The sequence below is a fragment of the Aeromonas sp. R5-4 genome, from assembly GCF_040908215.1.
Lineage (GTDB): Bacteria > Pseudomonadota > Gammaproteobacteria > Enterobacterales > Aeromonadaceae > Aeromonas > Aeromonas veronii.
In genome coordinates, this window is sequence record NZ_JBFODG010000001.1 from 200,093 (window position 1) to 223,263 (window position 23,171).

The 23,171-nt window shown below is 58.3% G+C and carries 23 protein-coding genes and 2 tRNA genes; 13 read left to right on the forward strand and 12 right to left on the reverse strand.

Going from position 1 to position 23,171, the window contains the following annotated elements:
- The first annotated feature begins 44 nt into the window (after positions 1–44).
- The 9 genes from AB5Y83_RS00855 (at position 45) to AB5Y83_RS00895 (ending at position 9,704) form a co-directional block, all read left to right on the forward strand.
- Positions 45–1,676, forward strand: a complete 1,632-nt coding sequence (locus AB5Y83_RS00855) for an anthranilate synthase component 1 (protein ID WP_368174524.1) — start codon at positions 45–47, stop codon at positions 1,674–1,676.
- Positions 1,673–2,290, forward strand: coding sequence for an aminodeoxychorismate/anthranilate synthase component II (locus AB5Y83_RS00860; RefSeq protein WP_005350219.1), 618 nt, complete (start codon positions 1,673–1,675; stop codon positions 2,288–2,290). The genes AB5Y83_RS00855 and AB5Y83_RS00860 overlap by 4 nt, the downstream gene beginning before the upstream one ends.
- A 15-nt stretch (positions 2,291–2,305) precedes the next feature.
- A complete protein-coding gene (gene trpD / locus AB5Y83_RS00865) occupies positions 2,306–3,334 on the forward strand; it encodes an anthranilate phosphoribosyltransferase (RefSeq protein ID WP_368174525.1) in 1,029 nt (342 codons plus the stop codon).
- Positions 3,334–4,842, forward strand: coding sequence for a bifunctional indole-3-glycerol-phosphate synthase TrpC/phosphoribosylanthranilate isomerase TrpF (gene trpCF, locus AB5Y83_RS00870; protein ID WP_368174561.1), 1,509 nt, complete (start codon positions 3,334–3,336; stop codon positions 4,840–4,842). Before trpD ends, trpCF begins: the two co-directional genes overlap by 1 nt.
- 47 nt (positions 4,843–4,889) lie before the next feature.
- Positions 4,890–6,083: a tryptophan synthase subunit beta gene (gene trpB, locus AB5Y83_RS00875; protein ID WP_005338139.1), complete on the forward strand. Its 1,194-nt coding sequence runs from the start codon at positions 4,890–4,892 to the stop codon at positions 6,081–6,083.
- Positions 6,080–6,886 (forward strand): tryptophan synthase subunit alpha, encoded by an 807-nt coding sequence (gene trpA, locus AB5Y83_RS00880; protein WP_368174526.1) that lies wholly within the window; start codon positions 6,080–6,082, stop codon positions 6,884–6,886. Before trpB ends, trpA begins: the two co-directional genes overlap by 4 nt.
- An 859-nt stretch (positions 6,887–7,745) precedes the next feature.
- The gene (locus AB5Y83_RS00885; RefSeq protein ID WP_368174527.1) at positions 7,746–8,489 is read left to right on the forward strand and encodes a toll/interleukin-1 receptor domain-containing protein; all 744 of its coding nucleotides are present in this window, start codon (positions 7,746–7,748) and stop codon (positions 8,487–8,489) included.
- 134 nt (positions 8,490–8,623) lie between these two features.
- Positions 8,624–9,223: a hypothetical protein gene (locus AB5Y83_RS00890; protein WP_368174528.1), complete on the forward strand. Its 600-nt coding sequence runs from the start codon at positions 8,624–8,626 to the stop codon at positions 9,221–9,223.
- Positions 9,224–9,377: 154 nt separating this feature from the next.
- Positions 9,378–9,704 (forward strand): hypothetical protein, encoded by a 327-nt coding sequence (locus AB5Y83_RS00895; protein ID WP_368174529.1) that lies wholly within the window; start codon positions 9,378–9,380, stop codon positions 9,702–9,704.
- Here AB5Y83_RS00895 and AB5Y83_RS00900 read toward each other — a convergent pair.
- Positions 9,691–10,233 (reverse strand): metal-dependent hydrolase, encoded by a 543-nt coding sequence (locus AB5Y83_RS00900; RefSeq protein ID WP_368174530.1) that lies wholly within the window; start codon positions 10,231–10,233, stop codon positions 9,691–9,693. The two genes, AB5Y83_RS00895 and AB5Y83_RS00900, sit on opposite strands and share 14 nt — an antisense overlap.
- A 215-nt stretch (positions 10,234–10,448) precedes the next feature.
- Between AB5Y83_RS00900 and AB5Y83_RS00905 the strand changes: the two genes are divergently transcribed.
- Together AB5Y83_RS00905 and AB5Y83_RS00910 are read left to right on the forward strand one after the other, a co-directional pair.
- On the forward strand, positions 10,449–11,225 hold the full coding sequence (locus tag AB5Y83_RS00905; protein ID WP_368174531.1) for a BPL-N domain-containing protein: 777 nt from the start codon (positions 10,449–10,451) through the stop codon (positions 11,223–11,225).
- A 206-nt stretch (positions 11,226–11,431) separates the two neighbouring features.
- Entirely contained in the window at positions 11,432–13,531 is a 2,100-nt protein-coding gene (locus tag AB5Y83_RS00910) for a hypothetical protein (protein WP_103251343.1), read from the forward strand.
- 77 nt (positions 13,532–13,608) lie between these two features.
- Here AB5Y83_RS00910 and AB5Y83_RS00915 read toward each other — a convergent pair whose 3' ends face one another.
- The 7 genes from AB5Y83_RS00915 to AB5Y83_RS00945 all read right to left on the reverse strand — a co-directional run bounded on the left by AB5Y83_RS00915 (position 13,609) and on the right by AB5Y83_RS00945 (position 20,019).
- Positions 13,609–14,817, reverse strand: coding sequence for a NupC/NupG family nucleoside CNT transporter (locus tag AB5Y83_RS00915; protein ID WP_139406085.1), 1,209 nt, complete (start codon positions 14,815–14,817; stop codon positions 13,609–13,611).
- Positions 14,818–15,175: 358 nt separating this feature from the next.
- Entirely contained in the window at positions 15,176–15,601 is a 426-nt protein-coding gene (gene arsC / locus AB5Y83_RS00920) for a glutaredoxin-dependent arsenate reductase (protein ID WP_368174532.1), read from the reverse strand.
- 76 nt (positions 15,602–15,677) lie between these two features.
- Entirely contained in the window at positions 15,678–16,742 is a 1,065-nt protein-coding gene (gene arsB / locus AB5Y83_RS00925) for an ACR3 family arsenite efflux transporter (protein ID WP_368174533.1), read from the reverse strand.
- Positions 16,743–16,851: 109 nt separating this feature from the next.
- Positions 16,852–18,615, reverse strand: coding sequence for an arsenical pump-driving ATPase (gene arsA / locus AB5Y83_RS00930; protein ID WP_368174534.1), 1,764 nt, complete (start codon positions 18,613–18,615; stop codon positions 16,852–16,854).
- A gap of 27 nt (positions 18,616–18,642) precedes the next feature.
- Complete coding sequence (gene arsD, locus AB5Y83_RS00935; RefSeq protein ID WP_100654212.1) at positions 18,643–19,011, reverse strand: arsenite efflux transporter metallochaperone ArsD; 369 nt, start codon at positions 19,009–19,011, stop codon at positions 18,643–18,645.
- Between the two features lie 4 nt (positions 19,012–19,015).
- Complete coding sequence (locus tag AB5Y83_RS00940; RefSeq protein WP_005338181.1) at positions 19,016–19,384, reverse strand: helix-turn-helix transcriptional regulator; 369 nt, start codon at positions 19,382–19,384, stop codon at positions 19,016–19,018.
- A 236-nt stretch (positions 19,385–19,620) separates the two neighbouring features.
- Positions 19,621–20,019 (reverse strand): META domain-containing protein, encoded by a 399-nt coding sequence (locus AB5Y83_RS00945; protein WP_335843912.1) that lies wholly within the window; start codon positions 20,017–20,019, stop codon positions 19,621–19,623.
- A 157-nt stretch (positions 20,020–20,176) separates the two neighbouring features.
- On the opposite strand from AB5Y83_RS00945, the gene AB5Y83_RS00950 reads away from it, so the two are divergent.
- Entirely contained in the window at positions 20,177–20,656 is a 480-nt protein-coding gene (locus AB5Y83_RS00950) for a hypothetical protein (RefSeq protein WP_368174535.1), read from the forward strand.
- A gap of 1 nt (position 20,657) precedes the next feature.
- Here the strand turns inward: AB5Y83_RS00950 and AB5Y83_RS00955 are convergent, their stop codons facing one another.
- Entirely contained in the window at positions 20,658–21,137 is a 480-nt protein-coding gene (locus tag AB5Y83_RS00955; RefSeq protein ID WP_005338188.1) for a putative 4-hydroxy-4-methyl-2-oxoglutarate aldolase, read from the reverse strand.
- 42 nt (positions 21,138–21,179) lie between these two features.
- Positions 21,180–21,587 (reverse strand): DUF3293 domain-containing protein, encoded by a 408-nt coding sequence (locus AB5Y83_RS00960; RefSeq protein WP_368174536.1) that lies wholly within the window; start codon positions 21,585–21,587, stop codon positions 21,180–21,182.
- Between the two features lie 396 nt (positions 21,588–21,983).
- Here AB5Y83_RS00960 and arcA point away from each other — a divergent pair, with 396 nt between their 5' ends.
- Entirely contained in the window at positions 21,984–22,703 is a 720-nt protein-coding gene (gene arcA / locus AB5Y83_RS00965; RefSeq protein WP_005338193.1) for a two-component system response regulator ArcA, read from the forward strand.
- A gap of 161 nt (positions 22,704–22,864) precedes the next feature.
- Here the strand turns inward: arcA and AB5Y83_RS00970 are convergent.
- Positions 22,865–22,939 (reverse strand) — tRNA-Gly (locus AB5Y83_RS00970).
- A 15-nt stretch (positions 22,940–22,954) separates the two neighbouring features.
- Positions 22,955–23,028: transfer RNA gene (locus tag AB5Y83_RS00975), tRNA-Gly, on the reverse strand.
- Positions 23,029–23,171: the final 143 nt, after the last annotated feature.

The following is a 23,171-nucleotide window of genomic DNA, read 5'->3' on the forward strand; positions in this document are numbered from 1 at the left end:
GTCATGAACATCGGTAAAACACATCACACGCAAGGGAACGCACTATGACAGCCACACATCGCCTTCCTCTGGGTGAATTCGATACCCTCAAACTCAACGCCCCCTATGTGGCCGATCCGCTGGCGCTCTATACCCGCCTCTGTCAGGGCCGCCCCAACAACCTGCTGCTGGAATCAGTGGAGATCGACTCCAAGGCGGGTAAACAGAGCCTGTTGCTGGTGGATGCCTGCCTGCGCATCGAGTGCCGTGGCCGCACCGTGCGGGTTCGTAGCCTGAACGACAACGGCGCCCAGTTGCAGAGCCTGCTGGCCGAACGGCTGCCCGTGGTGGTGGCCCGCTCGCTAGTAGATGGCGAGCTGCAGCTCGACTTCCCGGCCTCCGATCGGGAGCTGGACGAAGACTCCCGCCTCAAGGGGAGCAGCGTGCTGGACGTGCTGCGCACCCTGCAACGGGAGCTCGATTGCCAGCTGGGTAAAGAGGCGCTCTTTATGGCGGGCAGCTTTGCCTATGACCTCATCGCCTCTTTTGAAGATCTGCCCGAAGTCCCGGAGGGGAGCAACAGCTGCCCCGACTACTGCTTCTATGTGGCCGAGACCCTGATCACCATCGACCATATCGAACGCACTACTCAACTGCTGGCCTGCATCTTTGGCGGCGACAGCGACGAAAGCCAGGTTGAAGACAGATACACCCGCCTGACCGAACGGCTCACCGACTTCAAACAGATTTGCCAGCAACCCCTCTGCGCCGAGCTGACCACCCAGCCCCTGACCGGCGGCATGAGCGTGGACAAGAGCGACAAACAGTTCTGCGCCGAGGTGGAGAAGCTCAAGGGCTTTATCCGCCGTGGCGACATCTTCCAGGTGGTGCCGTCCCGCTGCTTCTCCCTGCCCTGCCCCAGCCCCCTGGCCGCCTATCGCCGCCTCAAACAGACCAACCCCAGCCCCTACATGTTCTACGTGCAGGATGAGGGCTTCACCCTGTTTGGCGCCTCGCCGGAGAGCGCGGTGAAATTCTGCGCCGCCAGCCGCGACGTGGAGATGTACCCCATCGCCGGTACCCGCCGCCGCGGCTTCAACCCGGATGGCAGCATCAACCGGGATCTCGATGGCCGCATCGAGCTGGAGCTGCGTCAGGACGAAAAAGAGGTGGCCGAGCACCTGATGCTGGTGGATCTGGGCCGCAACGACATCGCCCGCATCTCCGAACCCGGCACCCGCTACGTCAAGGAGCTGCTGAAAGTGGATCGCTACAGCCACGTGATGCACCTGGTCTCCAAGGTGGTCGGCACCTTGCGTTCCGACCTTGACGCCCTGCACGCCTATCAGGCCTGCATGAACATGGGCACCCTCACCGGCGCACCGAAGATCCGCGCCAGCGAGCTTATTCGCATGGTGGAAGGCAAGCGCCGCGGCAGCTACGGCGGCGCGGTCGGCTACATCAACGGCGCAGGCGAGATGGATACCTGCATCGTCATTCGCTCCGCTTTCGTGAAAGATGGCGTGGCCCACGTGCAGGCCGGTGCCGGGGTGGTCTATGACTCCAAGCCGCAAGCAGAAGCGGACGAAACCCGCGCCAAGGCGGCCGCCGTGCTGGCCGCCATCGCCGCCAGCCATGGCACCTCTCTGCAAGCCCTGAGCGCCCAGCAGGAGCAACATAAGGACGTGAGCCAATGAGTACCGGATCAACAGCCACTAATATCTTCCTGCTCGACAACTTCGACTCGTTTACCTACAACCTCGTCGACCAGTTCCGCTCCCTCGGTTATCCGGTGCGGATCTACCGCAACAGCCTGCCGGCCAGCCGCATCATGAGCGAAATCGCTGCCTGTGAAGGGGACGCCGTGCTGGTGCTCTCACCGGGCCCGGGTGCCCCCCATGAGGCGGGCTGCCTGATTGATCTGATCAAACTGGCCCGCGGTCAGGTGCCCATCCTCGGTATCTGCCTCGGCCATCAGGCCCTGTGCGAAGCCTACGGCGGCACTGTCGGGGCGGCGGGCGAGATCGTCCACGGCAAGCGTTCTCTCATTGAGCACAACGGCCACGGCGCCTTCGCGGGGCTGCAAAGCCCCTTGCCGGTGGCCCGCTACCACTCGCTGGTTGCCACCTATGTACCGGAAGAGCTGACGGTGATTGCCCACTATCAGGGGATGCCCATGGCCATCGAGCAGCAGGATGAGCGGGTGCTGGGTTTCCAGTTCCACCCAGAATCCATCATGACCTCGGAAGGGGCCCGTCTGCTGACTCAGGCGCTCGCCCACATCACCCGCCCAGAAAGCAGCGTGCGTTAAGGTAAGGAGACCAACATGCATCAACATCTCAACACCCTCTATCAGGGTCAGTCTCTGAGCCGTGAAAGTACCCGCGACGCCTTCGGCCAGGTGGTACGTGGCGAAGTGGATCCCATCGTTCTCGCCAGTCTCTTGACCGCCCTCAAGATCAAGGGGGAGACCCCGGAGGAAATCGCCGGCGCCGCCGAGGCCCTCTTGGCAGAAGCGCGCGACTTCCCGCGTCCGGACTATGCCTTCTGCGATATCGTCGGCACCGGTGGCGATGGCCTCAACACCATCAACGTCTCCACCACCTCGGCGCTGGTCGCTGCCGCTTGCGGCCTGAAAGTGGCCAAGCACGGCAACCGCTCGGTCTCGAGCAAGTCGGGTTCGAGCGATCTGCTGGACAAAATGGGCATCAAGCTCGACATGAGCCCGGCGCAGGCGCGCCATTGCCTTGACGAGCTCGGCATCTGCTTCCTGTTCGCCCCCCAGTACCACGCTGGCGTGCGCCATGCCATGCCGGTGCGCCAAGCCCTCAAGACCCGCACCCTGTTCAACGTGCTGGGGCCGCTCATCAACCCGGCTCGCCCCACCTATCAGCTGATGGGGGTCTATGCCCCCGAGCTGGTGCGTCCCATCGCAGAAACCCTGCTGGCACTGGGGCTGAAAACCGGTATGGTGGTTCACGGCGCCGGGCTGGATGAAATTGCCATCCACGGCCCGACCCAGGTGGCCCAGATCCGTGACGGCGAGATCCGCGAATTTATGATCACCCCGGCTGATTTTGGCCTCGAGACCTATCCGGTCAGCGCCATTCAGGGTGGGGAGCCTGAAGAGAACCGCGCCATCACCGCCGCCATTCTGGAAGGGCGTGGCACCCCGGCCCACAACGCCGCCATCGCCGCCAATGTGGCGCCGCTGCTGCTGATGGCGGGCAAAGCGAAAGATCTCAAGAGCGCGGCGGCCGAGGTGCTGGCGGTGCTGGCGAGCGGTAAAGCGGCTGAGCTCGCCGCCCGGCTGGCTACTCTGAGCCATCAGGAAGCGGGCCATCAGGAGGCATGATGTCAGCCACCACGTTGCACAACAGTCATTCAGAACGCCCGCAGGGCAAGAGCCAGTTTCGCAAGGATAACGAGATGTCAGACCTTATTGCCCCCCATGCTTTTCTGAACATGGCCTCCATCAGCCAGACCATTCTCGGCAAGATCGTGGCGGCCAAACAGGAGTGGGTTGCCGCCCGCAAGCTGGCACAGCCGCTGGAGAGCTTCCAGAGCGCGCTGACCCCCAGCGATCGGGATTTCGTAGGCGCCCTCAAGGCGGGCTCCACCCGCTTTATTCTGGAGTGCAAGAAGGCCTCCCCCTCCAAGGGGTTGATCCGCGACGATTTCAGCCCGGAGGCCATCGCCGACATCTATGGCAAATACGCCACCGCCATCTCGGTGCTGACCGACGAGAAGTTCTTTCAGGGGGATTTCGCCTTTTTGCCGCGGGTGCGCAGCCGCGTATCGCAGCCGGTGCTCTGCAAGGATTTCATGATTGACCCCTATCAGGCCTATCTGGCCCGCCACTATCAGGCGGACGCCATCCTCTTGATGCTCTCGGTGCTCACCGACGAGGGCTATCGCGCCCTGTTCGCGGTGGCCAAGGAGCTGGGTCTTGGCGTGCTGACCGAGGTGAGCAACGAGGAGGAGCTGACCCGCGCCATCGCGCTGGGGGCGCCGGTGATCGGTATCAACAACCGGGATCTGCGCGACTTGAGCGTCGATCTCAACCGCACCAAACAGCTGGCCAAAGATATTCCGAGCGATCGGGTGGTGATCAGCGAATCCGGCATCAACCACCGCGCTCAGGTGGCGGATCTGCGCCACCACGCCAAGGGCTTTCTGGTGGGCTCATCCCTGATGGCCGAGCCGGATCTGGAAGCCGCAGTGCGCAAGCTCACTCTGGGTCAGAACAAGGTCTGCGGCCTGACCCGCGCCGAAGATGCCGCCGCCGCCCATCAGGCGGGTGCGGTATTTGGCGGCCTGATCTTTGTTTCCAAAAGTCCGCGCTATGTGGACATTCCCGCCGCCCGCGCCGTGATGGCGGGCGCACCGCTCTCCTACGTCGGGGTATTTCGCAACGCCCAGCCAGCCACCATCGCCAAGACGGTGGATGCGCTGGGGCTCGCCGCAGTGCAGCTGCACGGGGATGAAGATGCTGCCTATATCGATACTCTGCGTCCACTGCTGCCAGCTGGCTGCCAGATCTGGAAGGCGGTAGGCGTCTCTCTCGGCAAAGAAAGCGGCGAGCCGCTGCCCGCCCTCGACTACCCGGCGGATCGCCTGCTGCTGGATACAAAAGTCGGCAGCCAGAGCGGCGGTACCGGTCAGGCGTTCGACTGGGCCCTGTTGGCTACCCTCGACAAGAGCAAACTGATGCTGGCGGGGGGCCTTAATCCCGACAACGCCCTGCAGGCGGCGCAAGTCGGCTGCCTCGGCCTTGATTTCAACTCCGGGGTGGAGAGTGCCCTGGGCCAGAAGGATGCGCACAAGATTGCAGCCGCCTTCGGCGCACTGCGCAACCTGTAACGCAACCCTTTTTGATGTTTCGATTTAGCTAATACAAGGAAGAAGCCATGACCCTGCTCAACCCGTTTTTCGGTGAATTTGGCGGTATGTATGTACCCCAAATCCTTATCCCGGCCCTGCTCCAGCTGGAGAAAGCCTTCGTCGATGCCAAGGATGACCCGGCCTTTATCGCCGAGTTTCAGTCCCTGCTGACCGAGTATGCCGGTCGCCCGACGCCGCTCACCCTGACCCGCAATCTGACCAAGGGCACCAAGACCCGCCTCTATCTCAAGCGTGAAGATCTGCTGCACGGCGGCGCCCACAAGACCAACCAGGTGCTGGGTCAGGCGCTGCTGGCCAAGCGGATGGGCAAGAACGAGATCATCGCCGAGACCGGCGCCGGTCAGCACGGCGTCGCCACTGCGCTGGCCTGCGCCCTGCTCGGCCTCAAGTGCCGGGTCTATATGGGTGCCAAGGATTGCGAGCGCCAGAAGCCCAACGTCTTTCGCATGAAGCTGATGGGCGCCACCGTCATTCCGGTGCACTCAGGCTCGTCCACCCTGAAAGATGCCTGCAACGAGGCACTGCGCGACTGGGCTGCCAACTACGAGTCGGCCCACTACCTGCTCGGCACCGCCGCGGGCCCACACCCCTTCCCCACTATCGTGCGGGAATTCCAGAAGATGATCGGCGAAGAGGCCAAGGCCCAGTGTTTCGAGAAGGAAGAGCGACTGCCCGATGCGGTGATCGCCTGCGTCGGCGGTGGGTCGAACGCCATCGGCATGTTTGCCGACTTTATCGATGAGCCTTCAGTGCGCCTGATCGGCGTCGAGCCGGGTGGTCACGGTATCGAGAGTGGCGAACACGGTGCGCCGCTCGGTCACGGCAGCAAGGGGGTCTTCTTTGGCATGCACTCCTACCTGATGCAGGACAATCAGGGCCAGATTCAGGAGTCCTACTCCGTCTCGGCGGGGCTGGACTTCCCCTCCGTCGGCCCGCAGCACGCCCACCTGGCCGCCATCGGCCGCGCCGAGTACCCCTCGGTGACCGACAAGGAGGCGCTGGACGCCTTCCAGGAGCTGGCCAAATCCGAAGGCATCATCCCGGCGCTGGAGTCCTCCCACGCGCTGGCCCATGCCCTCAAGATGGCCCGCAGTGAACCGGAAAAAGAGCAGGTGCTCATCGTCAACCTCTCCGGCCGTGGCGACAAAGATATCTTCACCGTCGCTGACATCTTTGAAAAAGAAGGAACCTTGTCATGAACCGTTACGCACAACTCTTCTCCCGTCTGGATGAAGCCAATCAGGGCGCCTTTGTGCCGTTCGTGATGCTGGGTGACCCCACCCCCGAATTGTCACTGGCCATCGTCGATGCGCTGGTCGCAGGGGGCGCCGATGCCCTCGAGCTCGGCATTCCCTTCTCCGATCCGGTAGCGGACGGCCCCACCATTCAGGGCGCCGCCCTGCGGGCCTTTGCCAGCCACACCACCCCGGACGACTGTTTCGAGCTGCTTGGCCGCATCCGCATCAAGTACCCGCAGTTGCCCATTGGCCTGCTGGTCTACGCCAACCTGGTCTATGTGCGCAAAATTGACGGCTTCTACGAGAAGTGCCAGCAGGCGGGCGTGGATTCGGTGCTGGTGGCCGACGTGCCGGTGCAGATGTGCGCCCCCTACAAGGCGGCCGCCGACAAGTTCGGCATCGACAGCATCTTTATCGCCCCGCCCAATGGCGATGCCGAGACCCTGAAACAGGTGGCGGAGCTCGGCAATGGTTACACCTATCTGGTGAGCCGCGCTGGCGTGACCGGTGCAGAGACCAAGGCCGGCATGCCGGTGGAAGGTCTCATCAATACCCTGCGCGAGTTCAACGCCCCCCCCGCCCTGCTCGGCTTTGGCATCAGCGAACCGGCTCAGGTGCGTGAGGCCGTCGCCGCAGGCGCCGCCGGTGCCATCTCCGGCTCCGCCGTGGTGAAGATCATCGAGACCCACCACCAGAATCCGGCGCATATGCTCACTCGTCTGAAAGAGTTTGTGGAAGGGATGAAGGCCGCGACCCTGCGCTAAGCGTTCAGTCAAACGCCCACCCCCATGACAAGCAAGGGAGCCCAAGCGGGCTCCCTTTTGTTATCCACCATCCCTGGTTGGTGCCACCCTTGTAGGTCTGATTAGCGAAGCGTAATCAGACGTTCGCGGAATTGATGCTGATGCTATGGCGCGGCTTCGCCACGCAGGACGCGAGGGTGCTGCCCTCGACAGAGTTTCGCCCGCCCTTCGGGCCTGGGCGAGTGACTTTGGAAAGACCCGCTCTCTTTAACAAATAACACCAAAGGTCTTCTCCCCCGCGTTTTCGCCCGACTGACGTCGGGTACCTTCGGCTCAGCGAATAAGAGGGGGATCAAAACCGTGCCCGCCTGAGGCTACCGTGCAACAGTGAACAAGCCCTCTCTCCCTTGGGAGAGGGTTGGAGTGAGGGGAAGCTACAGCAATCGAATTTGCTCAAATTGAATACTACTGATGACTAATTTATTGATCCAACACATATTCCCGCCAAAACACGCTTCTCAACGCACGACCCTCCCCCTTAAGATACCCGAATGACAATCAACCTCTCGGAAAACGCCATGACAGCGATTGTTACTATCTCGCAGGTTAACAGCAGCGAACTGGGGGCTGTCACTCAGGAGCGGTAGCGTGGTTTTTTGTTGGTTGGCGCAGAGCGAAGCCCAGCAGGCGAGCATTATTACGCCAACCAGTGCGGGATAAATATGGATGTGACAGATCCGTAAAACAGATTTACAAATACATTTCGCGGTAAACGTTGGGTTTCACTTCATTCAGCTCCAACCTACGCTTTTTAGCCCAACATACGAGATGTGAAGTGAAAAAAATATAACTGCATCTAGTTTAAACATCAGGATAGACAATGAATCCACCAAGAGCTTTTATTTCATACTCACATGATACAGCCCCACATAAAGAGTGGGTTTTAGATTTTGCAACCACACTTAGAAATCGAGGAATTGATGCAGTCTTAGACCAATGGGATTTGAAACCAGGAGATGATTTACCCCATTTCATGGAAACACAGCTAGAAGCAGCTGACTACATTCTTATGATATGTACTGAGAAATATGTTGAAAAAGCTAATGCTGGAGAAGGTGGTGTTGGCTATGAAAAAATGATTATGACATCCTCATTGTTATCAAAAATTGATAGCCGTAAAGTTATACCAATTATTCGACAGTCAGGAACTGATTATCGTCCAACGTTTTTAAAATCGAAGCTATATATCAATTTTTCTAACAATTCAGATATTGAATATAGTTTTGACGATTTACTTAGAACACTGCTAAATGCCCCGCTATATGAAAAGCCAGCAATCGGTGAAAATCCATTCAAACCAATGGAAAGTGCTAGACCAGATAGATCAGCTGATGGCGTTAAAGAAGTGATGAAAGCTGTAGCTAGATGCTATGAAGGAAGAGAGTATGACTATATATGGTATAAATCTCTTATGCTAAACGTATCTATGCATAGATTTACGCTTGATAAGTACATTGAACAAGCATGCAATCAAAACCTACTAACCTGGTACTCCAATGAGAAATTAAGCATTACAACACAAGGTATTAGTTATTTGGAGCAACATGGTATTATAGACGAGTGAAAAATTAGGATGTCCACCTTTCTGATCACAAAAAACACGAAATAATGGCCTCAGCGTTGCTTGGCATTTCCTGCATATTACGCGAGAGTCATGAAATTCAAATCTTCATTATAATCAACAACAAAGGAAATAAAGTGAACAAAGTAATATCTTTTATAATTATGCTATTACCTAGTATCGCGCAAGCCTTAGAAGTACCACAAATCGTCCGAGAAAAGGTAAAAGAACAACTCGTCTACACAGAATGTAGCAATCTTAAGTTAGATGACTGGCAAATCTATCCAAACCAATATATCGACGATTCAAGATTTCTCTACCATAAAATGGTCGATGACAATGATATTATCGTATTAGATATTGGAGCAGCACAAAAGGACGGTAAACATTGCTATCTGGGAGGTAGTGCAGGCACGCCATTAGTCGTATTTATTAAAACACAAAATGGTCAATGGGATATAGCCTTTGACAGTGAACTTGCAGTTCAAGAACATACTTGGAAGAAACAAAGCGGTAGAGATCAACTAATACTTGCTCTACACGGTAGCTACTGTAATGGTGCTGGAGCTCAGGAGTGTTGGTCAGCACTCGAACTAAGAGGAACAAAATTTACTCAAGTTAAAAAACACTCAGACTATAAAAAATCGCCATACAGCAGTGGTGAAAATAATGTTATTCGTTCTTATGCACCAAGTAACTCTATTGCAAAACCACTAAATCAGGACCCCAAAATTTAGAACGCTCATCTTTCTGGACAAAATATAAATCTCAAATCAGGGACACCCACCTTTCTGAACAAGGCATAACGTAGCCAACATTCAAAATGATGGATGTCCCAGCTCTGCTGCATCTCAGCCCTAAAAGTTAGCGTTGGAAGATTTGAGTGGTTGCATGACAGAAATCAGCCGAAAAACAAAACAACTGGCCGCCCTCTGCTTTTCCCTGTTTTTGGTAAGGCTCGAATTTCGCGCCTTTGGCTATGACCAGTTTTATCACAATCCGAATGATCCCTACGGTATATCGGATTTAATTGAAGTGGCATTAGCCATCATTTACCTGACGATCTTGGGTCTCTGCATAATACATGCATTGCGTGTATTGCTCCGACACCGGGATCAGGGTGCCTTGGGGGCATCAGCCATGCTCGCCCTCTGTGCCCTCCAGTGGCACAGTTATGACTATCTTCATCACTTGGCCGCCAGTCTTAGCATCCCCTAGGACCCCTGCCCCACACCCGCCATCCCATCAATACCAGCATCAATACAACCCCCGGCAGCCAAACCCAGTAGAGCTCGGAGAGGATCACCGCTTCACCTCGGGCGGTGAGATAGGCTTCCAGCTTGAAGGGGGCAACCCGGATCACCTGCCAGGGGGCGAAGAAGCGCTCGTCACGCCACGGCCAGAGCCAGCCAACCCCTTTGCCGCCGGTGGTGAGGGAATCGAGCAGGCTGTGGGAGAGTAGCGACACCAGCAGAAACGACCAGACGGTGGCGGCGCTGGCCCGAAATTGGCGGTGAAACAGCATGACCAAGGTAGGCAGGGCAAAAGCGAACAGCAGGGAGTGGGTAAAGCCGCGGTGGCCAAAAACATGGCCATAGGCAACCCCCAGTTTGAAGGCGAGCACATCGGCATCGGGCAGCATGGCGATGGCGACACCGGCCAGCAGCAGGCGGGGCGGGATAATCCGGCTGCCAAGCCCCAGCCCAAGGCAGAGAGGGACGGCGGCGTGGGTAACTATGGTGGGCATAAAATGAAGCTCCAACTGAAAACGTGAGCCTACCCTACCTCCGCTCGGTGAAGTGAAGGTGAAGTGCGCCCACTGTATTGGCTCGCGGTTTGCTGAACGCAGCTCACATGGCCTTGGTGCGTTAACTTGAAATGTTCATTTAACTGCGGCTGACATGCAGAACGGGATCGTGATAAGTAGTCTCTTCGGTTCACATCACAGGGACAGTGGCAGCGATGAATGTACCAAAAAGCGTCGTGCGGATTGCGAGCGTTATCAGCCTTTGGTTAATGACAGGGTGCATGGCAGAGGCCGCCTCTGCGCAGCTGCAGCAAGAGCCGTACGCGCTGATCTATAACGGGCCGGTTTCTGATGGGGATAGCACCAGAGCGATTGCGGATGTGGTCAGGCAGGTGGGCTTGCCAGTGAGGTATCTCTCCAATCTCGAGGCGCTGCCTGCAGAGCTCGATAATGCCAGGGTGTTTATCGTTGGCGGCACTGAGGACGATGTTGAGCCGCTACTTAATGCCTTCACCGCGGACGCTCGTTCGGCGTTAAAAACCTATTTGCAGAATGGTGGCCGCTACCTCGGGATCTGTGGGGGTGCCTTTGTGGCATCCACCGGCTGGTCTGAAGAAGAGGGCTTTGTGCCGGCGCTGGGCCTTGTTCCTGCCACATCCGATGATTATGACGGCGACTTTAGCGCCAGGATCTTCCCTATCAGCTGGCTTGGTGAAGCGCGCCAGATGTATTACCAGGCCGGCCCGCAATTTACGCCGGTGCCAAGCCCCGAGCAGGTCAAGGTCGTCGCCCATTTTCAAAACCATCATATTGCCGCGCTGATCAGCTCATACGGCAAAGGCAAGGTGGCCGTTTCCGGGCCACACCCCGAAGCCCCAGAATCATGGCAAGCGAACGCGGTGAACGGCGACAAGATGGAGTCGAATATTCATTTAGCAGTTGGACTCGTCAACGAGTTGCTCTCCGAAGAGCCCGTCACCCATTCGAAGTAGTCGCATCCCTACGCCCCTGGAAATGCTGCGCTATCGCCAAGTGAGGAGTACCGGCAGATTTCCGGGGGTGTTGCTGTGCCCATGATCACACAGTCACAACTCTCGCCCTCCTCTCACCGCGCCCCCGCTTTTTATCATCTAGAGTTACCGGGCAGTCGAAAAGCTGCTGATTTATATACATTCGCCGCCAAGAGGGATCTTTTTTCATGACCGAGCATATCGATCTGCTACCTATCAGCACGGATGATGAGCAGGACGCAGGCAACCGTTACCTCTACTACACCGAAGGGGATCTGGCCCGCATTCTTGCCAATCTGGAACAGCTGCGCCATGCGGTGTTTCCCGCCGCCATCGGAGAGAGTGAAACGGGCGCTACCGTACCTCACAACTTTCCGTCCGTCTGTCTGGTGGGGCTGGGACGCTGCGGCTCCAACATCGCGCAGGATGTGGCCTCGCTGGTCTACAACGCCCGCAGCTTTTATCTCAATGAGTTCAACAGTGAAGAGCAACGCAAGCGGGAGAAGGAGTTTGGTCCGGTGAGCTGGATCCGGCGCAATCTGCGGCTGCCAAACAACGGGGCTCGACCGGTCTTTCTGATCGAGCCCATGGTGATGCTGGGGGATCTGGACAAGGACATCGATGGCCGCATCCGCCACTCCAATCGCAGCGGCGAAGGTGGTTCCTTGCGCGACTACGCCAAGATGCGGGTGATGGACTTGTCGGAGATCCACGCGGGAGGCGCGGGTAACGCCCCCATCCTTGGCCAGTATCTGGCCAAGATCATCCTCAACAAGAGCCCCCACTACTTCGCCAACTCCGAGTGGCAGGCCATTCATACCTATCTGGTGGACTCCTGCGGCATCAAGGCCAACCAGTCCCGCCTCTATTTCTACATCTTCAGTGCCGGGGGCGGCACCGGCTCCGGCATGGCCTCCGAGTTCGGGCTGGCCCAGCAGTACTCCTACATGAGCAAGACCTTTTCACCCCCGTCAGAAGAGGAGGAGCACCTCTCCCTCGGGGAGCACTTCATGTTCGATCCCATCTTCACCAGCGGCATCTGCATCCTGCCCAATATCTGTGATCGGGGTATCGAGATCTCGGAAGCGCTGCACATCAACGCGGGGCGTTTGCTGTGCAAATACCTGGCCGAGGAGTGGGACTTCTCCTATCACTTCGACAACGAGCAGGCGTGCGATGCCAGCATGCTCAAGCGGATCAGGCCCTGGAATGCCATGATGCTGATCTCCAACGACATCATGCGCTACGCCGAAGAGAGCGACGATGGCGAGATCCAGCATGTTGATGTCAACACCATGGAGAAGTACGCCAACCAGTACATCTCACAGCAGATCTTCAACATTCTTACCGCCCAGGCCGTCACCACCGACTACGACGAGAACTACTTTCGCCGGGCGGGCATCGACATCAGCGAGACCATTCGACTCGATGCCAACGACCTCTTTATGAGTCTGGCGGGGCCGGTGGCGGTGGCGTATGCCGAGTCCATCTCGCCCCCCGGCGGCCTGTTTGACAAGGAGGACGGGCTCAATGTGGACGATCTCTTCACCCGTTCCATCGAGCTGCCCCACTTCAACAAGATGACTCAGGCCATCGAGGGGATCAGTCTGCTGCCCATCGAGGCGGGCAATTATCGGGAGTATCTGGACGACTATGTGAAAAGTGGCCATGACCCGGCCCACCTCAACGAGCTGCACTTCTTCAAGAACTGCTCCTCTGTGGTGTCGATCATCTCCCTGCCCAAGGAGTACAAGCTCTCCTATATGGATCTCAACCGGCTCAAGTCTCACCTCAACGGGCTCTTCCCCAATACCACCCTCAAGCGCTATGCGCTGGTCATCGGGGCGTCGGCCAACATCTCTCTCACCACCCTGATCGTCAAGAGCCCCTGCCTGAGCGATGACTTCCTGACCCTGATCGTGGCCTTTATCAAGCGCTGCTTTGCCAAGGATCACTATCGCTTCGATGAGCATCTGGACAAGGCGGTGATAGAGATGATCTGCAATGAGGAGTGGAACGACACACTGCTCGACAGCATGCTCAACGAGTTCGAGAACCCGGCCAAGATCCTCGATACCAACTGGTACGCCATCAAGCCCATGTATGAGAAGAAATATCGGGAGCTTATCCGCGAGAAAGAGAAGTTCGTCTCCATCAACGATATTCGCCTCAGCCGCGAATCGGTGAAAAAGGCGCTGCTCTATCTGCGGGAGATCTATCGCCACCGGGTCAGCAAGACCCGCATTCTCTCCCTCAACCCACGACTGGGGGAAGCGAACGCTCGCTAGCACCCTGCCCATAAAGCAAAGCGCCCGCCCCAGATGGGGCGGGCGCTTTTTTACTGGCGCAGGCTGGCTTTATCTCATCAGAGGGAGACAAAGATCCCGGCCAGGGTGGCGCTCATCAGGTTGGCCAGGGTCGCCGCCAACACCGCCTTGAAGCCCATATTGGCCACATCGTGGCGGCGCTCCGGTGCCATGGTGCCGATGGAGCCGAGCTGCACCGCAATGGAGCCCAGATTGGCGAAACCGCAGAGGGCAAAGGTGATGATGATCTGGGTGTGGGCACTCAGGTCTGCCTTGATATTGGCAAAGTCCAGATAGGCGACGAACTCGTTCATGATCACCTTCTGACCAATCAGGGATCCTGCCGCCATCATCTCACTGGCCGGCACGCCAATCAGCCAGGCCACCGGGGCAAACAGATAGCCAAGCAACTGCTGCAAGGAGAGATCGGCCCAGCCGAACCACTCGCCTATGGTGGTGAGACCGGCGTTGATCATGGTGATGACGCTAACAAAGGCGAGCAGGATGGTGCCGATGGCCACGGCGATCTTCATGCCGCCCATGGCGCCGCCCGCCAGTGCGTCGATGGCGTTGCTGTAGTCACTCTTGTCGAGGGTGATCTCGGTCTGATCGCTCACCTGCTGCTGCTCCGGCACCAGCAGTTTGGCCATCAGCAGGCCACCCGGCGCCGCCATAAAGGAGGCGGCAATCAGGTATTTCAGATCCACACCCAGACCGGCGTAACCGCCCAGCACCGAACCCGCCACCGAGGCCATGCCGCAGGTCATCACCGCAAAAAGCTCGGAGCGGGTCATTCCGGCGAGGAAGGGGCGAATAAGTAGCGGCGACTCCCCTTGCGACAGGAAGATGTTGCCGGTGGCCACCAGGGATTCGGCGCGGCTGGTGCCGAGCAGGCGGTGAATGGCGCCGCCCAATACCCGGATCACCCACTGCATGATGCCGAAGTGGTAGAGCACGGCGATCAGCGCGCTGATAAAGATCACCAGCGGCAGCACCCGCACGGCAAAGATAAAGCCGTTGCTGGCCAGATCGCCAAACACGAAGCGGATGCCGCTGTCGGCAAAGCCGAGCAGGGCGGAGACGCCATTGCTCATGGCACCGAGCATGATTTGTCCGGGGGGGAAATAGAGCACCAGGGCAGCAAAACCGGTTTGCAGGGCGAGCGCACCCAGCACGGTTCGCCAGCGGATGGCTCGGCGGTTTTCACTCGCCAGCCAGGCGATAAACATCAGGGCCAGCATACCGACCAGACTCAATAACAGTGTCATCTTGCACCTATGAAGAGAGGAGTTTCATATGGCAAGTCTGCAGACAGGCGTCGCGGGCGATCCGGCGGGAGAGGTGCCGACCCACGCGACACGCAGACCACAAACCTACAGGTTAGTGGCGGGTCCCATCCTGGGGTCATTCACGTTCCGGGTGACAGCATGTATCGGGTGACGCCAGCGCCGTCGCAGGGGGAGATGCGGCCGGGTGGCAGGTCGGGCGGCGATGGTACAGTGATCATCGTCACAGAAAAAGCGGTAAAACGATTGGCCGGAATAACTTTTTCAACTTGTTCACACAACGAAACAGGGCCAGCGTGACGCTGGCCCTGTTTCAATCTGTACTTGAGTACTCAGATGATTACTTGAGACGCTTGCCGCTCGCGTCCACCACCTGCTCGCCATCCTCCTTGGCGAAGGCCCCTTTTTGCTGATCGGGCAATATATCGAGCACCCGCTCGGACGGGCGGCACAGTCTGGTGCCAAGGGGAGTGACCACTATGGGGCGGTTGATGAGGATGGGGTGGGCCAGCATGGCATCGACCAGCTCATCATCGCTGAAACGATCTTCCGCCAGACCGAGCGCCTCGTAAGGGGGCACGTTCTTGCGCAGCAGATCGCGCACCGGCATGTCCATGGCGGCGATCAGCGCCACCAGCTGGTCACGGGAGGGGGGCGTCTCCAGATAGTGGATCACGGTGGGCTCGACGCCGCTGTTGCGGATCAGCTCCAGAGTGTTGCGGGAGGTACCACATTCCGGGTTGTGATAGATGGTGATTGCACTCATTTGCGTGTCTCTCATTAATCAAGTGAATAGAAAATGGATAGCATCTAGTTCGCGGCCAGCTGTTAGCGGCCATCAGTTAACGGCTCAGCCCCGCTTCGTACCAGGGTTTGCTGGCGTTAACCACCCGCACCACCAGCAGCATGACCGGCACCTCGATCAACACGCCGACCACGGTGGCGAGCGCCGCGCCGGAGTGAAAGCCGAACAGGCCGATGGCGGCGGCCACCGCCAGCTCGAAAAAGTTGGAGGCGCCGATCAGGGCGGAAGGACAAGCGACCGAGTGCTTCTCCCCCACCTTGCGGTTGAGCCAGTAAGCCAATCCCGAGTTGAACAGCACCTGGATCAGAATGGGCACCGCCAACAGGGCGATAACCAGCGGCTGCTCGATGATGGCGTTGCCCTGAAAGGCAAACAGCAGCACCAGAGTGAGCAGCAGGGCCGCCACCGACCAGGGCTGGATGCGGGTCATAACGCCGTCAAAATGGGCCTCTCCCTTTTTCAGCAAAGCCTTGCGCAGCAGCTGGGCGATGATGACCGGGATGACGATATAGAGCACCACAGAGGTGAGCAGGGTATCCCACGGCACTATGATGCTGGAGACCCCGAGCAGCAGCGCCACCAGAGGGGCGAAAGCAAACACCATGATGAGGTCGTTCACCGCCACCTGCGACAGGGTGAAGTAGGGATCGCCGTTGGTGAGGCGACTCCAGACAAACACCATGGCGGTGCAGGGGGCCGCCGCCAGCAGGATCAGGCCCGCTACGTAACTGTCGAGCTGATCAGCCGGCAGCCAGTCGGCAAACAGCACGCGGATAAAGAGCCAACCGAGGAAGGCCATGGAGAAGGGCTTGACCAGCCAGTTGATAAAGAGGGTGACCCCAATGCCCTTCATGTGCCCCTTCACCTGATGCAGGGCGCCAAAATCGATCTTGAGCAGCATGGGGATGATCATCACCCAGATCAGCAGCCCCACCGGCAGGTTGACCTTGGCCACCTCCATGGCTCCGATCGCCTTGAAGAGATCCGGCAACCCCTGCCCGAGACCAATCCCCACCAGAATGCAGAGGGCGACCCAGGCGGTCAGATAACGTTCAAAAAAGCCGATGGCAGGCACGGCCTTGGCATCACATGTTGCAGACATCACAGCTCCCGATGCGGCGCAATCCCGCATCTTCTATTGGTTCAAAACAAAGGGTTATAACAAGTAACGGCATATTCAAGCCGCCCCGGCAGTAGACCGGGGCGGCGACTCAATGGTGCTGGCAGAGGCGGCGCAGGGCATCGGGCCCCACCGGCTCCTCGGCGAGCAGCGGCACCACGGCGAAGCGGCTGGCATGTTGCTGCTCGACCGCCTCGATATGGGGCAACTGGCGCTCGGCCCGCAGTTGCAGCAGCGGTGAGCTGACCGCGGCTTGCTGCAAGCTGTGGTTGATAAGCCAGCCCCAGGGCTCGATACCGGCGCGGCGCAGATCGGCCTGCAGATTCGCCGCCTCCTGCACTGGCGTCGGCTCGGGCAGCGTCACAATCAACACCTTGGTCTGCTTGGGGTCCTGCAACTGCATCATGGGGGTGGTGAAGTGCAGCCCCTTGTTTCCCATCTGGCGAGCGATCTCCCTGTGGTAGGCGCCGGTGGCGTCGAGCAGCAGCAGGGTGTGGCCGGTTGGGGCGGTATCCATCACCACGAAGTGCTTGCCCGCCTCGCGAATGATGCGCGAGAAGGCCTGAAACACGGCAATCTCCTCGGTACAAGGGGAGCGCAAATCCTCCTCCAGCAGTGCTCGCCCCTGCTCGTCCAGGGCTGCCCCCTTGGTGGCCAGCACCTGGGCGCGGTAACGCTCGGTCTCGGCGTGGGGGTCGATGCGGCTCACCTCCAGATGGGGCAAGCTACCTGCAAGCGTCTCGCTCAGGTGCGCGGCGGGATCCGAGGTGGTGAGGTGCACCGGCAGGCCGCGGCTCGCCAGCTCCACCGCCACGGCAGCAGCAAGCGTGGTTTTGCCCACCCCGCCCTTGCCCATCAGCATGATGAGGCCGTGACCGTCGGCGGCCAGCTCGTCCACCAGCGAACTCAACTCGGGCTGGGCTTGCTTGACAGTGGACTGTACTGTCGAGAATTGAGCGGCTGTTCCCTCTGATTGCAGCAACAGCCGCAAACTGTCGACCCCCACCAGATTGGTGGCCAGCAGCGGGATATGATCCTGCGCCAGCCCCTTTATCCCCTGCGGCATCTGTACAAGAGCCTGTTGCTCACGCTGCCAGAGCGCCATTGCCAGCGGATCTCCGGCAATAGCGCCTTCGGGGAAGAGGCCATTGATCACCAGTTGCTGGTTCAGCAAACCGATGGCGGCCAGCTCCTCGTGGGTGCGAGCCACTTCCCGCAGAGTGGATTGCTGGGCCCGCGCCACCAGCACCAGCCGGGTGCGGGCAGCATCTGCCAGCGCGGCGACCGCGTCGCTATACTGGCTGCGCTGCTTCTCCAGCCCCGCCAGCGGGCCAAGGCAGGAGGCATCCCCCTTGCCCTGCTCCAGAAATTCGCTCCAGGCGCCCGGCAGTTGCAGCAGCCGGATGGTGTGGCCGGTTGGCGCCGTATCAAAGACGATGTGGTCATACTCGGCCAGCAGCGTTTGGTCGGTCAGCAGCGCGGTGAATTCGTCAAAGGCGGCGATCTCGGTGGTGCAGGCGCCGGAGAGCTGCTCCTCGATGCTGCGCACCACGCTCTCGGGCAACTTGCCGCGCACCGGCCCGACAATCCGCTCCCGATAAGCTTTGGCCGCCGCGGGGGGATCTATCTCCAGCGCCGACAAACCGGGCACAGCGGCGATGGTGGTGACGCGATTGCCGATCTCGGTGGCAAACACCTGTCCCACGTTGGAGGCAGGGTCGGTGCTCACCAGCAGCACCCGCTTGCCAATATCACAGAGAGCCACCGCACTGGCGCAGGCCAGCGAGGTCTTGCCCACCCCGCCCTTGCCGGTGAAAAAGAGAAACGGCGGTGGATTGGTCAGAAAATGGTACATAGCCTCTCCCGAATGGTGCGTCACGACTCAGCAGCAACCGCTGCCAGAGCAGCAGCCGCCCTTGACGATCCCCTTGATGGCCGCTTGTGGCGCAGGCAGCCCGGCATAACGGGCCAGCTCGCTGCGGCTCGGGTAACGGCCGGTCAACACCACCTGCCCCGCCACCAGCACCAGTGGCAACCCCTCCTCCCCGGCATGGGTCAGAAAAGCGCTGACGGCAGGCGTCTCGGCAAACTGCATCGGCTGCTGGGCCAGATTGAAACGCTCGATGGCCACCCCCTGCTCCTTGGCCCAGGCAAGGTCGGCTGCGAAGGTGACCAGTGCCTGATCAACCTCGGTACCGCAGACACCGCTGGAGCAGCAGAGGGCGGGATCAAAAATCTGAATGGAGGACATGGCATTACTCCTTGTTGCAGCAGGGCTGCGCAGGCAGAACATGGGGGGAGCAGGCTGACTCGGCACGCATCACGCCGCACGCCTCGGGATGACCGGCGCAGCACTCCTCGGTGAGGTAGGCGATCACATCCAGCATCAGGGGAATATTGGCGCGGTAGCGCAGAAAGCGCCCCTCCTGCTCCACCGACAGCAGACCAGTGTTGAGCATCGCCTTGAGGTGAAACGAGAGGGTATTGGGGGCAATATCGAGCTCGCTGGCCAGTTCACCGGCGACCCGCCCCTCCAGCCCGGCCTTCACCAGCAGCCGCCATACATCGAGCCGGATGCCGGATGCCAGCGATTCAAAGACCTTGGTGGCCATCTCTTTGTTCATCTTCACTCCCCTTGGTGCGACCTTTATTTCAACTATACAAGAATTATTGAAATGATCAAGATGCGTACCGAAGCGAAGATATGAGGTTCTGGCATCAAACAGGCAGAAAGGGGGACGACGAGTGAACAACAGTAGCGGACGACCACACAGGGTTCATCGCAGATAAACAGACGCCCTCCAGACGGAGGGCGTATCAGACAGTCAGAGCTGTCGGGGCAATCAGACGAACGCGTGCCTTATTTGGCTGCTGGCACAGCGTTAAAGGTGAGCAGGGCCGCCTTGTTGGCATCGCTCAGAGTCAGCTGGTTGCCGTTGATGGAGTAGGTTTCCACCTTCTCCAGCTTTTGCAGGAACTCGGTCTCTTTGTTCATGGCGTCGCCGATGCACATCATGCGAGTGGAGCCCATGGCGCCCAGCGTCAAGACACCGTCACCCTGCTTGGTGATACCGCCAAAATAGCGGTTGCAGCCGCCCTTGCCCGCCACCTTGCCGTCGACCACTTGCAGGGTGAAGGTATCGCCGGTGGCGCCTTGCAGCTGCCAGCTGGATGCTTGCAGTTGAGCCATGCTGGAACCTGTTGCCATTGCGCAGCCTCCCAGTGCCAGCGCGGCCAGCAGAGTCAGTTTCTTGTTCATGGATTCACCTCTTAATGATTAGAGCCATCAATACGGCAGCCTGTTTATCATGGCTGGCGCCCATGCCAAAGGATTTTATTGTGATCTCCCTTCACTTTACTACCAGCTGGCATGTGCCATGCTTAGGCTCAGTTCCGGACCCAGGGAGGGGAAACGAATGGTCAAATCACTCATCATCACACTGCTTGCAACCTGCGCCAGCATGGCCGCACAGGCCGCCGACTGGGCAGTGGTTCAGCCGCAATCCAACCCGTCTCTCTATGTCAAAAGTTACTCGGGTGTGCTGCTCAATGGCCATAGCCATCACAGCGACAATTTTGATCTCTGGCTGGTCAATAGCGGCTATCAATATCCGGTGGTGGATGATGTGACCCTCTTTATGGAAGCGGGCCCGGCGGTGGCGGATCAGAATCGCACATCCGGTTTCAATATGAGTTCGGGGGTACGCTACCAGCTCTCTCCGGCATTCAATATCGGCAGCCAGATCAAGCATCTCGATCTCAACAAGGCCAGCACGCTGCTGGAGCTCAACTCCAGCCTGCTGCTGACCCCCAGACTCTCCCTCACCGCCAACTACGGCGTCAGCGCCATCACTGCCGATCAGGCGATGAGCCTGGGAGTCGGCTTCAACTTCTGAATCAGATCAGCGGCGTGGCGCTCACCACCACGCCGTTGCGATCCGCATAGACGTAATCCCCTTCGTGGATGGTCACACCGGCAAAGCTGACCACGGCCCCCAGCTCTCCCAATCCCCGCTTCTCGGTCTTGACCGGACAGGCCGCCAGCGCCTTGACCCCGAGCGCCAATGTCGCCAGGGTGCCCACATCCCGCGCCGCGCCGTGGATCAGGATCCCCTCCCACCCCTGCTCCACCGCCTTGACCGCCAGTTGATCGCCAAGCAGCGCACGGCGCAGCGAGCCGCCGCCGTCGATCACCATCACCTTGCCGTGACCGGGGCGGGTCACCAGATCCCGCACCAGACTGTTGTCTTCATAACAGGAGAGCGTTACGGCGCGACCATAAAAGAGGGCCTTGCCGCCAAAATCCTGAAACACCGGGTCGGCCACTTGCAGCAAGTCGCCATGTTGATCGCAGAGGTCGGGCAGGAGATCCAGCATGATTTGATTCCTTTCAGATGCATGAAGGTGTTCATTCTTTCATCAGGCAAGGTTTCTGGCAATCCAGAAGGATTCAATATTGCCCAGATAAACTGCTGATTTATCCATCAATACTGGTGTCAGCCAGAGCTGGCCATCCTCCACCCAGTAGAGAGCATTCTGGCCAAAACGGGCAGCCAGCTGACGGGCTTGTGGCAGGGATAGCGCCACCGCCAGCGATGACTCCTGCCAGCGTTCGTCCGGGTCAGATCCCCAAAATGGCCCCACCACGGGCACCTGCAAATCCACGGTCAGATGGCGCCACAGCGCCCGTTCCCGCCGTATATTGCGTCGTTCTGTGACCCACTGGCTGGCCGGATTCCAGGCTGTGATGATGGCAAAAGCAGACCAATCTGGTGGCTCAAATGGCGCGATAAAGCAGATTTTCTTGTAGTTTTCCCACAAATTCATGTCAATCACATGTTACATTCCATTACATTTTGTAGGGGCGAAAACCCGGTTCAGGCCAAGTATGATGCTGCTGTACCAGGGTTTGACCTATATCAAATCAGAGTTAAAAAGTTGCTATCTGACGGCAAAGAGTGTTGTTATGCTCCTGTTAACTGATAAAATGCGGCCACTTTCGTAATGGACGACCTTTCCAGGCTCTGCTCGACCAGACTTGTCGGGAACCTATAAGTGGCACAGGGATACTTGCCGGTACTGATGCCTAATTCGCGATATTCCGACCTGACTCTCATACCCAGGATGACGTAATAAATTTTCAGGATCAGTCAGGAAATCGGTTTGAAACGCCAAAGAGTGTTAAATTTAAGATAATTAACTGATAAGAATCTGGGAATACTCATGCAAACACCACACATTCTGATCGTCGAAGACGAGCTGGTCACACGCAATACCCTGAAAAGCATTTTTGAAGCCGAAGGCTACATCGTGCTCGAAGCCAACAACGGCGACGAAATGCACCAGGCCCTCACTTCCCACACCATCAATCTGGTGATCATGGACATCAACCTGCCGGGCAAGAACGGCCTGCTGCTGGCCCGTGAGCTGCGTGAGAACGACAACATCGCCCTGATGTTCCTGACCGGTCGTGACAACGAAGTGGACAAGATCCTGGGTCTGGAGATCGGCGCCGATGATTACATCACCAAGCCGTTCAACCCGCGCGAGCTGACCATCCGTGCCCGCAACCTGCTGAGCCGCACCATGAACGTGGCTGCCGGTGGCGAAGAGAAAAAGCTGGTTGAACGTTATCTGTTCAACGGCTGGGCGCTGGATATCAACAGCCGCGCACTGGTCAGCCCCACTGGCGACATGTTCAAGCTGCCGCGCTCCGAGTTCCGCGCCATGCTGCACTTCTGCGAAAACCCGGGCCAGATCCAGACCCGTGCCGAACTGCTGAAGAAGATGACCGGCCGTGAGCTCAAGCCCCACGACCGTACCGTTGACGTGACCATCCGTCGCATTCGCAAGCACTTCGAAAGCGTCAACGATACTCCGGAGATCATCGCCACCATCCACGGCGAAGGCTACCGTTTCTGTGGTGAGCTGGAGCAGGAATAAGCTCCCAATACGCTGTTGATCTGAAAAGGCGCCTCGGGCGCCTTTTCTGTCTCTGCGGTTTGCCTTAAAGCTGAGAAACCGTGAGCGTGACGTCGAACGGCGCACAGGATAGATGAAAAACAAAAAGCCCACTCGCAGGAGTGGGCTTTTTGCGTTGAAGCTGGAGCGGGCAGCGGGAATCGAACCCGCATCATCAGCTTGGAAGGCTGAGGTAATAGCCATTATACGATGCCCGCCTGGCATCTGAAATTTGGAGCGGGTGATGGGAATCGAACCCACGTATGCAGCTTGGGAAGCTACCGTTCTACCATTGAACTACACCCGCGTCAGGGCTCCTACTATATGCATTTTGCCGCCGAGCGCAATGGCGCCTTTGCCACTTTTTTCAATAAATCAATCTGTTCGGACAAGGATTGAACAGACGGTTGCTTTTTCAATCAAACATTTTCAACACAGATAATTTACAAG

Excerpts from the sequence above, each read along its gene's own strand:
- AB5Y83_RS00910 (WP_103251343.1), top strand. The coding sequence starts at position 11,432 with ATGACCGAGCATATCGATCTGCTACCTATCAGCACGGATGATGAGCAG.
- AB5Y83_RS00900 (WP_368174530.1), bottom strand. The coding sequence starts at position 10,233 with ATGCCCACCATAGTTACCCACGCCGCCGTCCCTCTCTGCCTTGGGCTG.
- arsA (WP_368174534.1), bottom strand. The coding sequence starts at position 18,615 with ATGTACCATTTTCTGACCAATCCACCGCCGTTTCTCTTTTTCACCGGC.
- AB5Y83_RS00905 (WP_368174531.1), top strand. The coding sequence starts at position 10,449 with ATGAATGTACCAAAAAGCGTCGTGCGGATTGCGAGCGTTATCAGCCTT.
- trpA (WP_368174526.1), top strand. The coding sequence starts at position 6,080 with ATGAACCGTTACGCACAACTCTTCTCCCGTCTGGATGAAGCCAATCAG.
- AB5Y83_RS00915 (WP_139406085.1), bottom strand. The coding sequence starts at position 14,817 with ATGACACTGTTATTGAGTCTGGTCGGTATGCTGGCCCTGATGTTTATC.
- trpCF (WP_368174561.1), top strand. The coding sequence starts at position 3,334 with ATGTCAGCCACCACGTTGCACAACAGTCATTCAGAACGCCCGCAGGGC.
- AB5Y83_RS00885 (WP_368174527.1), top strand. The coding sequence starts at position 7,746 with ATGAATCCACCAAGAGCTTTTATTTCATACTCACATGATACAGCCCCA.
- AB5Y83_RS00950 (WP_368174535.1), top strand. The coding sequence starts at position 20,177 with ATGGTCAAATCACTCATCATCACACTGCTTGCAACCTGCGCCAGCATG.
- arcA (WP_005338193.1), top strand. The coding sequence starts at position 21,984 with ATGCAAACACCACACATTCTGATCGTCGAAGACGAGCTGGTCACACGC.
- AB5Y83_RS00945 (WP_335843912.1), bottom strand. The coding sequence starts at position 20,019 with ATGAACAAGAAACTGACTCTGCTGGCCGCGCTGGCACTGGGAGGCTGC.
- AB5Y83_RS00955 (WP_005338188.1), bottom strand. The coding sequence starts at position 21,137 with ATGCTGGATCTCCTGCCCGACCTCTGCGATCAACATGGCGACTTGCTG.
- AB5Y83_RS00860 (WP_005350219.1), top strand. The coding sequence starts at position 1,673 with ATGAGTACCGGATCAACAGCCACTAATATCTTCCTGCTCGACAACTTC.
- AB5Y83_RS00940 (WP_005338181.1), bottom strand. The coding sequence starts at position 19,384 with ATGAACAAAGAGATGGCCACCAAGGTCTTTGAATCGCTGGCATCCGGC.
- AB5Y83_RS00855 (WP_368174524.1), top strand. The coding sequence starts at position 45 with ATGACAGCCACACATCGCCTTCCTCTGGGTGAATTCGATACCCTCAAA.
- trpD (WP_368174525.1), top strand. The coding sequence starts at position 2,306 with ATGCATCAACATCTCAACACCCTCTATCAGGGTCAGTCTCTGAGCCGT.
- arsB (WP_368174533.1), bottom strand. The coding sequence starts at position 16,742 with ATGTCTGCAACATGTGATGCCAAGGCCGTGCCTGCCATCGGCTTTTTT.
- AB5Y83_RS00895 (WP_368174529.1), top strand. The coding sequence starts at position 9,378 with ATGACAGAAATCAGCCGAAAAACAAAACAACTGGCCGCCCTCTGCTTT.
- AB5Y83_RS00960 (WP_368174536.1), bottom strand. The coding sequence starts at position 21,587 with ATGAATTTGTGGGAAAACTACAAGAAAATCTGCTTTATCGCGCCATTT.
- arsD (WP_100654212.1), bottom strand. The coding sequence starts at position 19,011 with ATGTCCTCCATTCAGATTTTTGATCCCGCCCTCTGCTGCTCCAGCGGT.
- arsC (WP_368174532.1), bottom strand. The coding sequence starts at position 15,601 with ATGAGTGCAATCACCATCTATCACAACCCGGAATGTGGTACCTCCCGC.
- trpB (WP_005338139.1), top strand. The coding sequence starts at position 4,890 with ATGACCCTGCTCAACCCGTTTTTCGGTGAATTTGGCGGTATGTATGTA.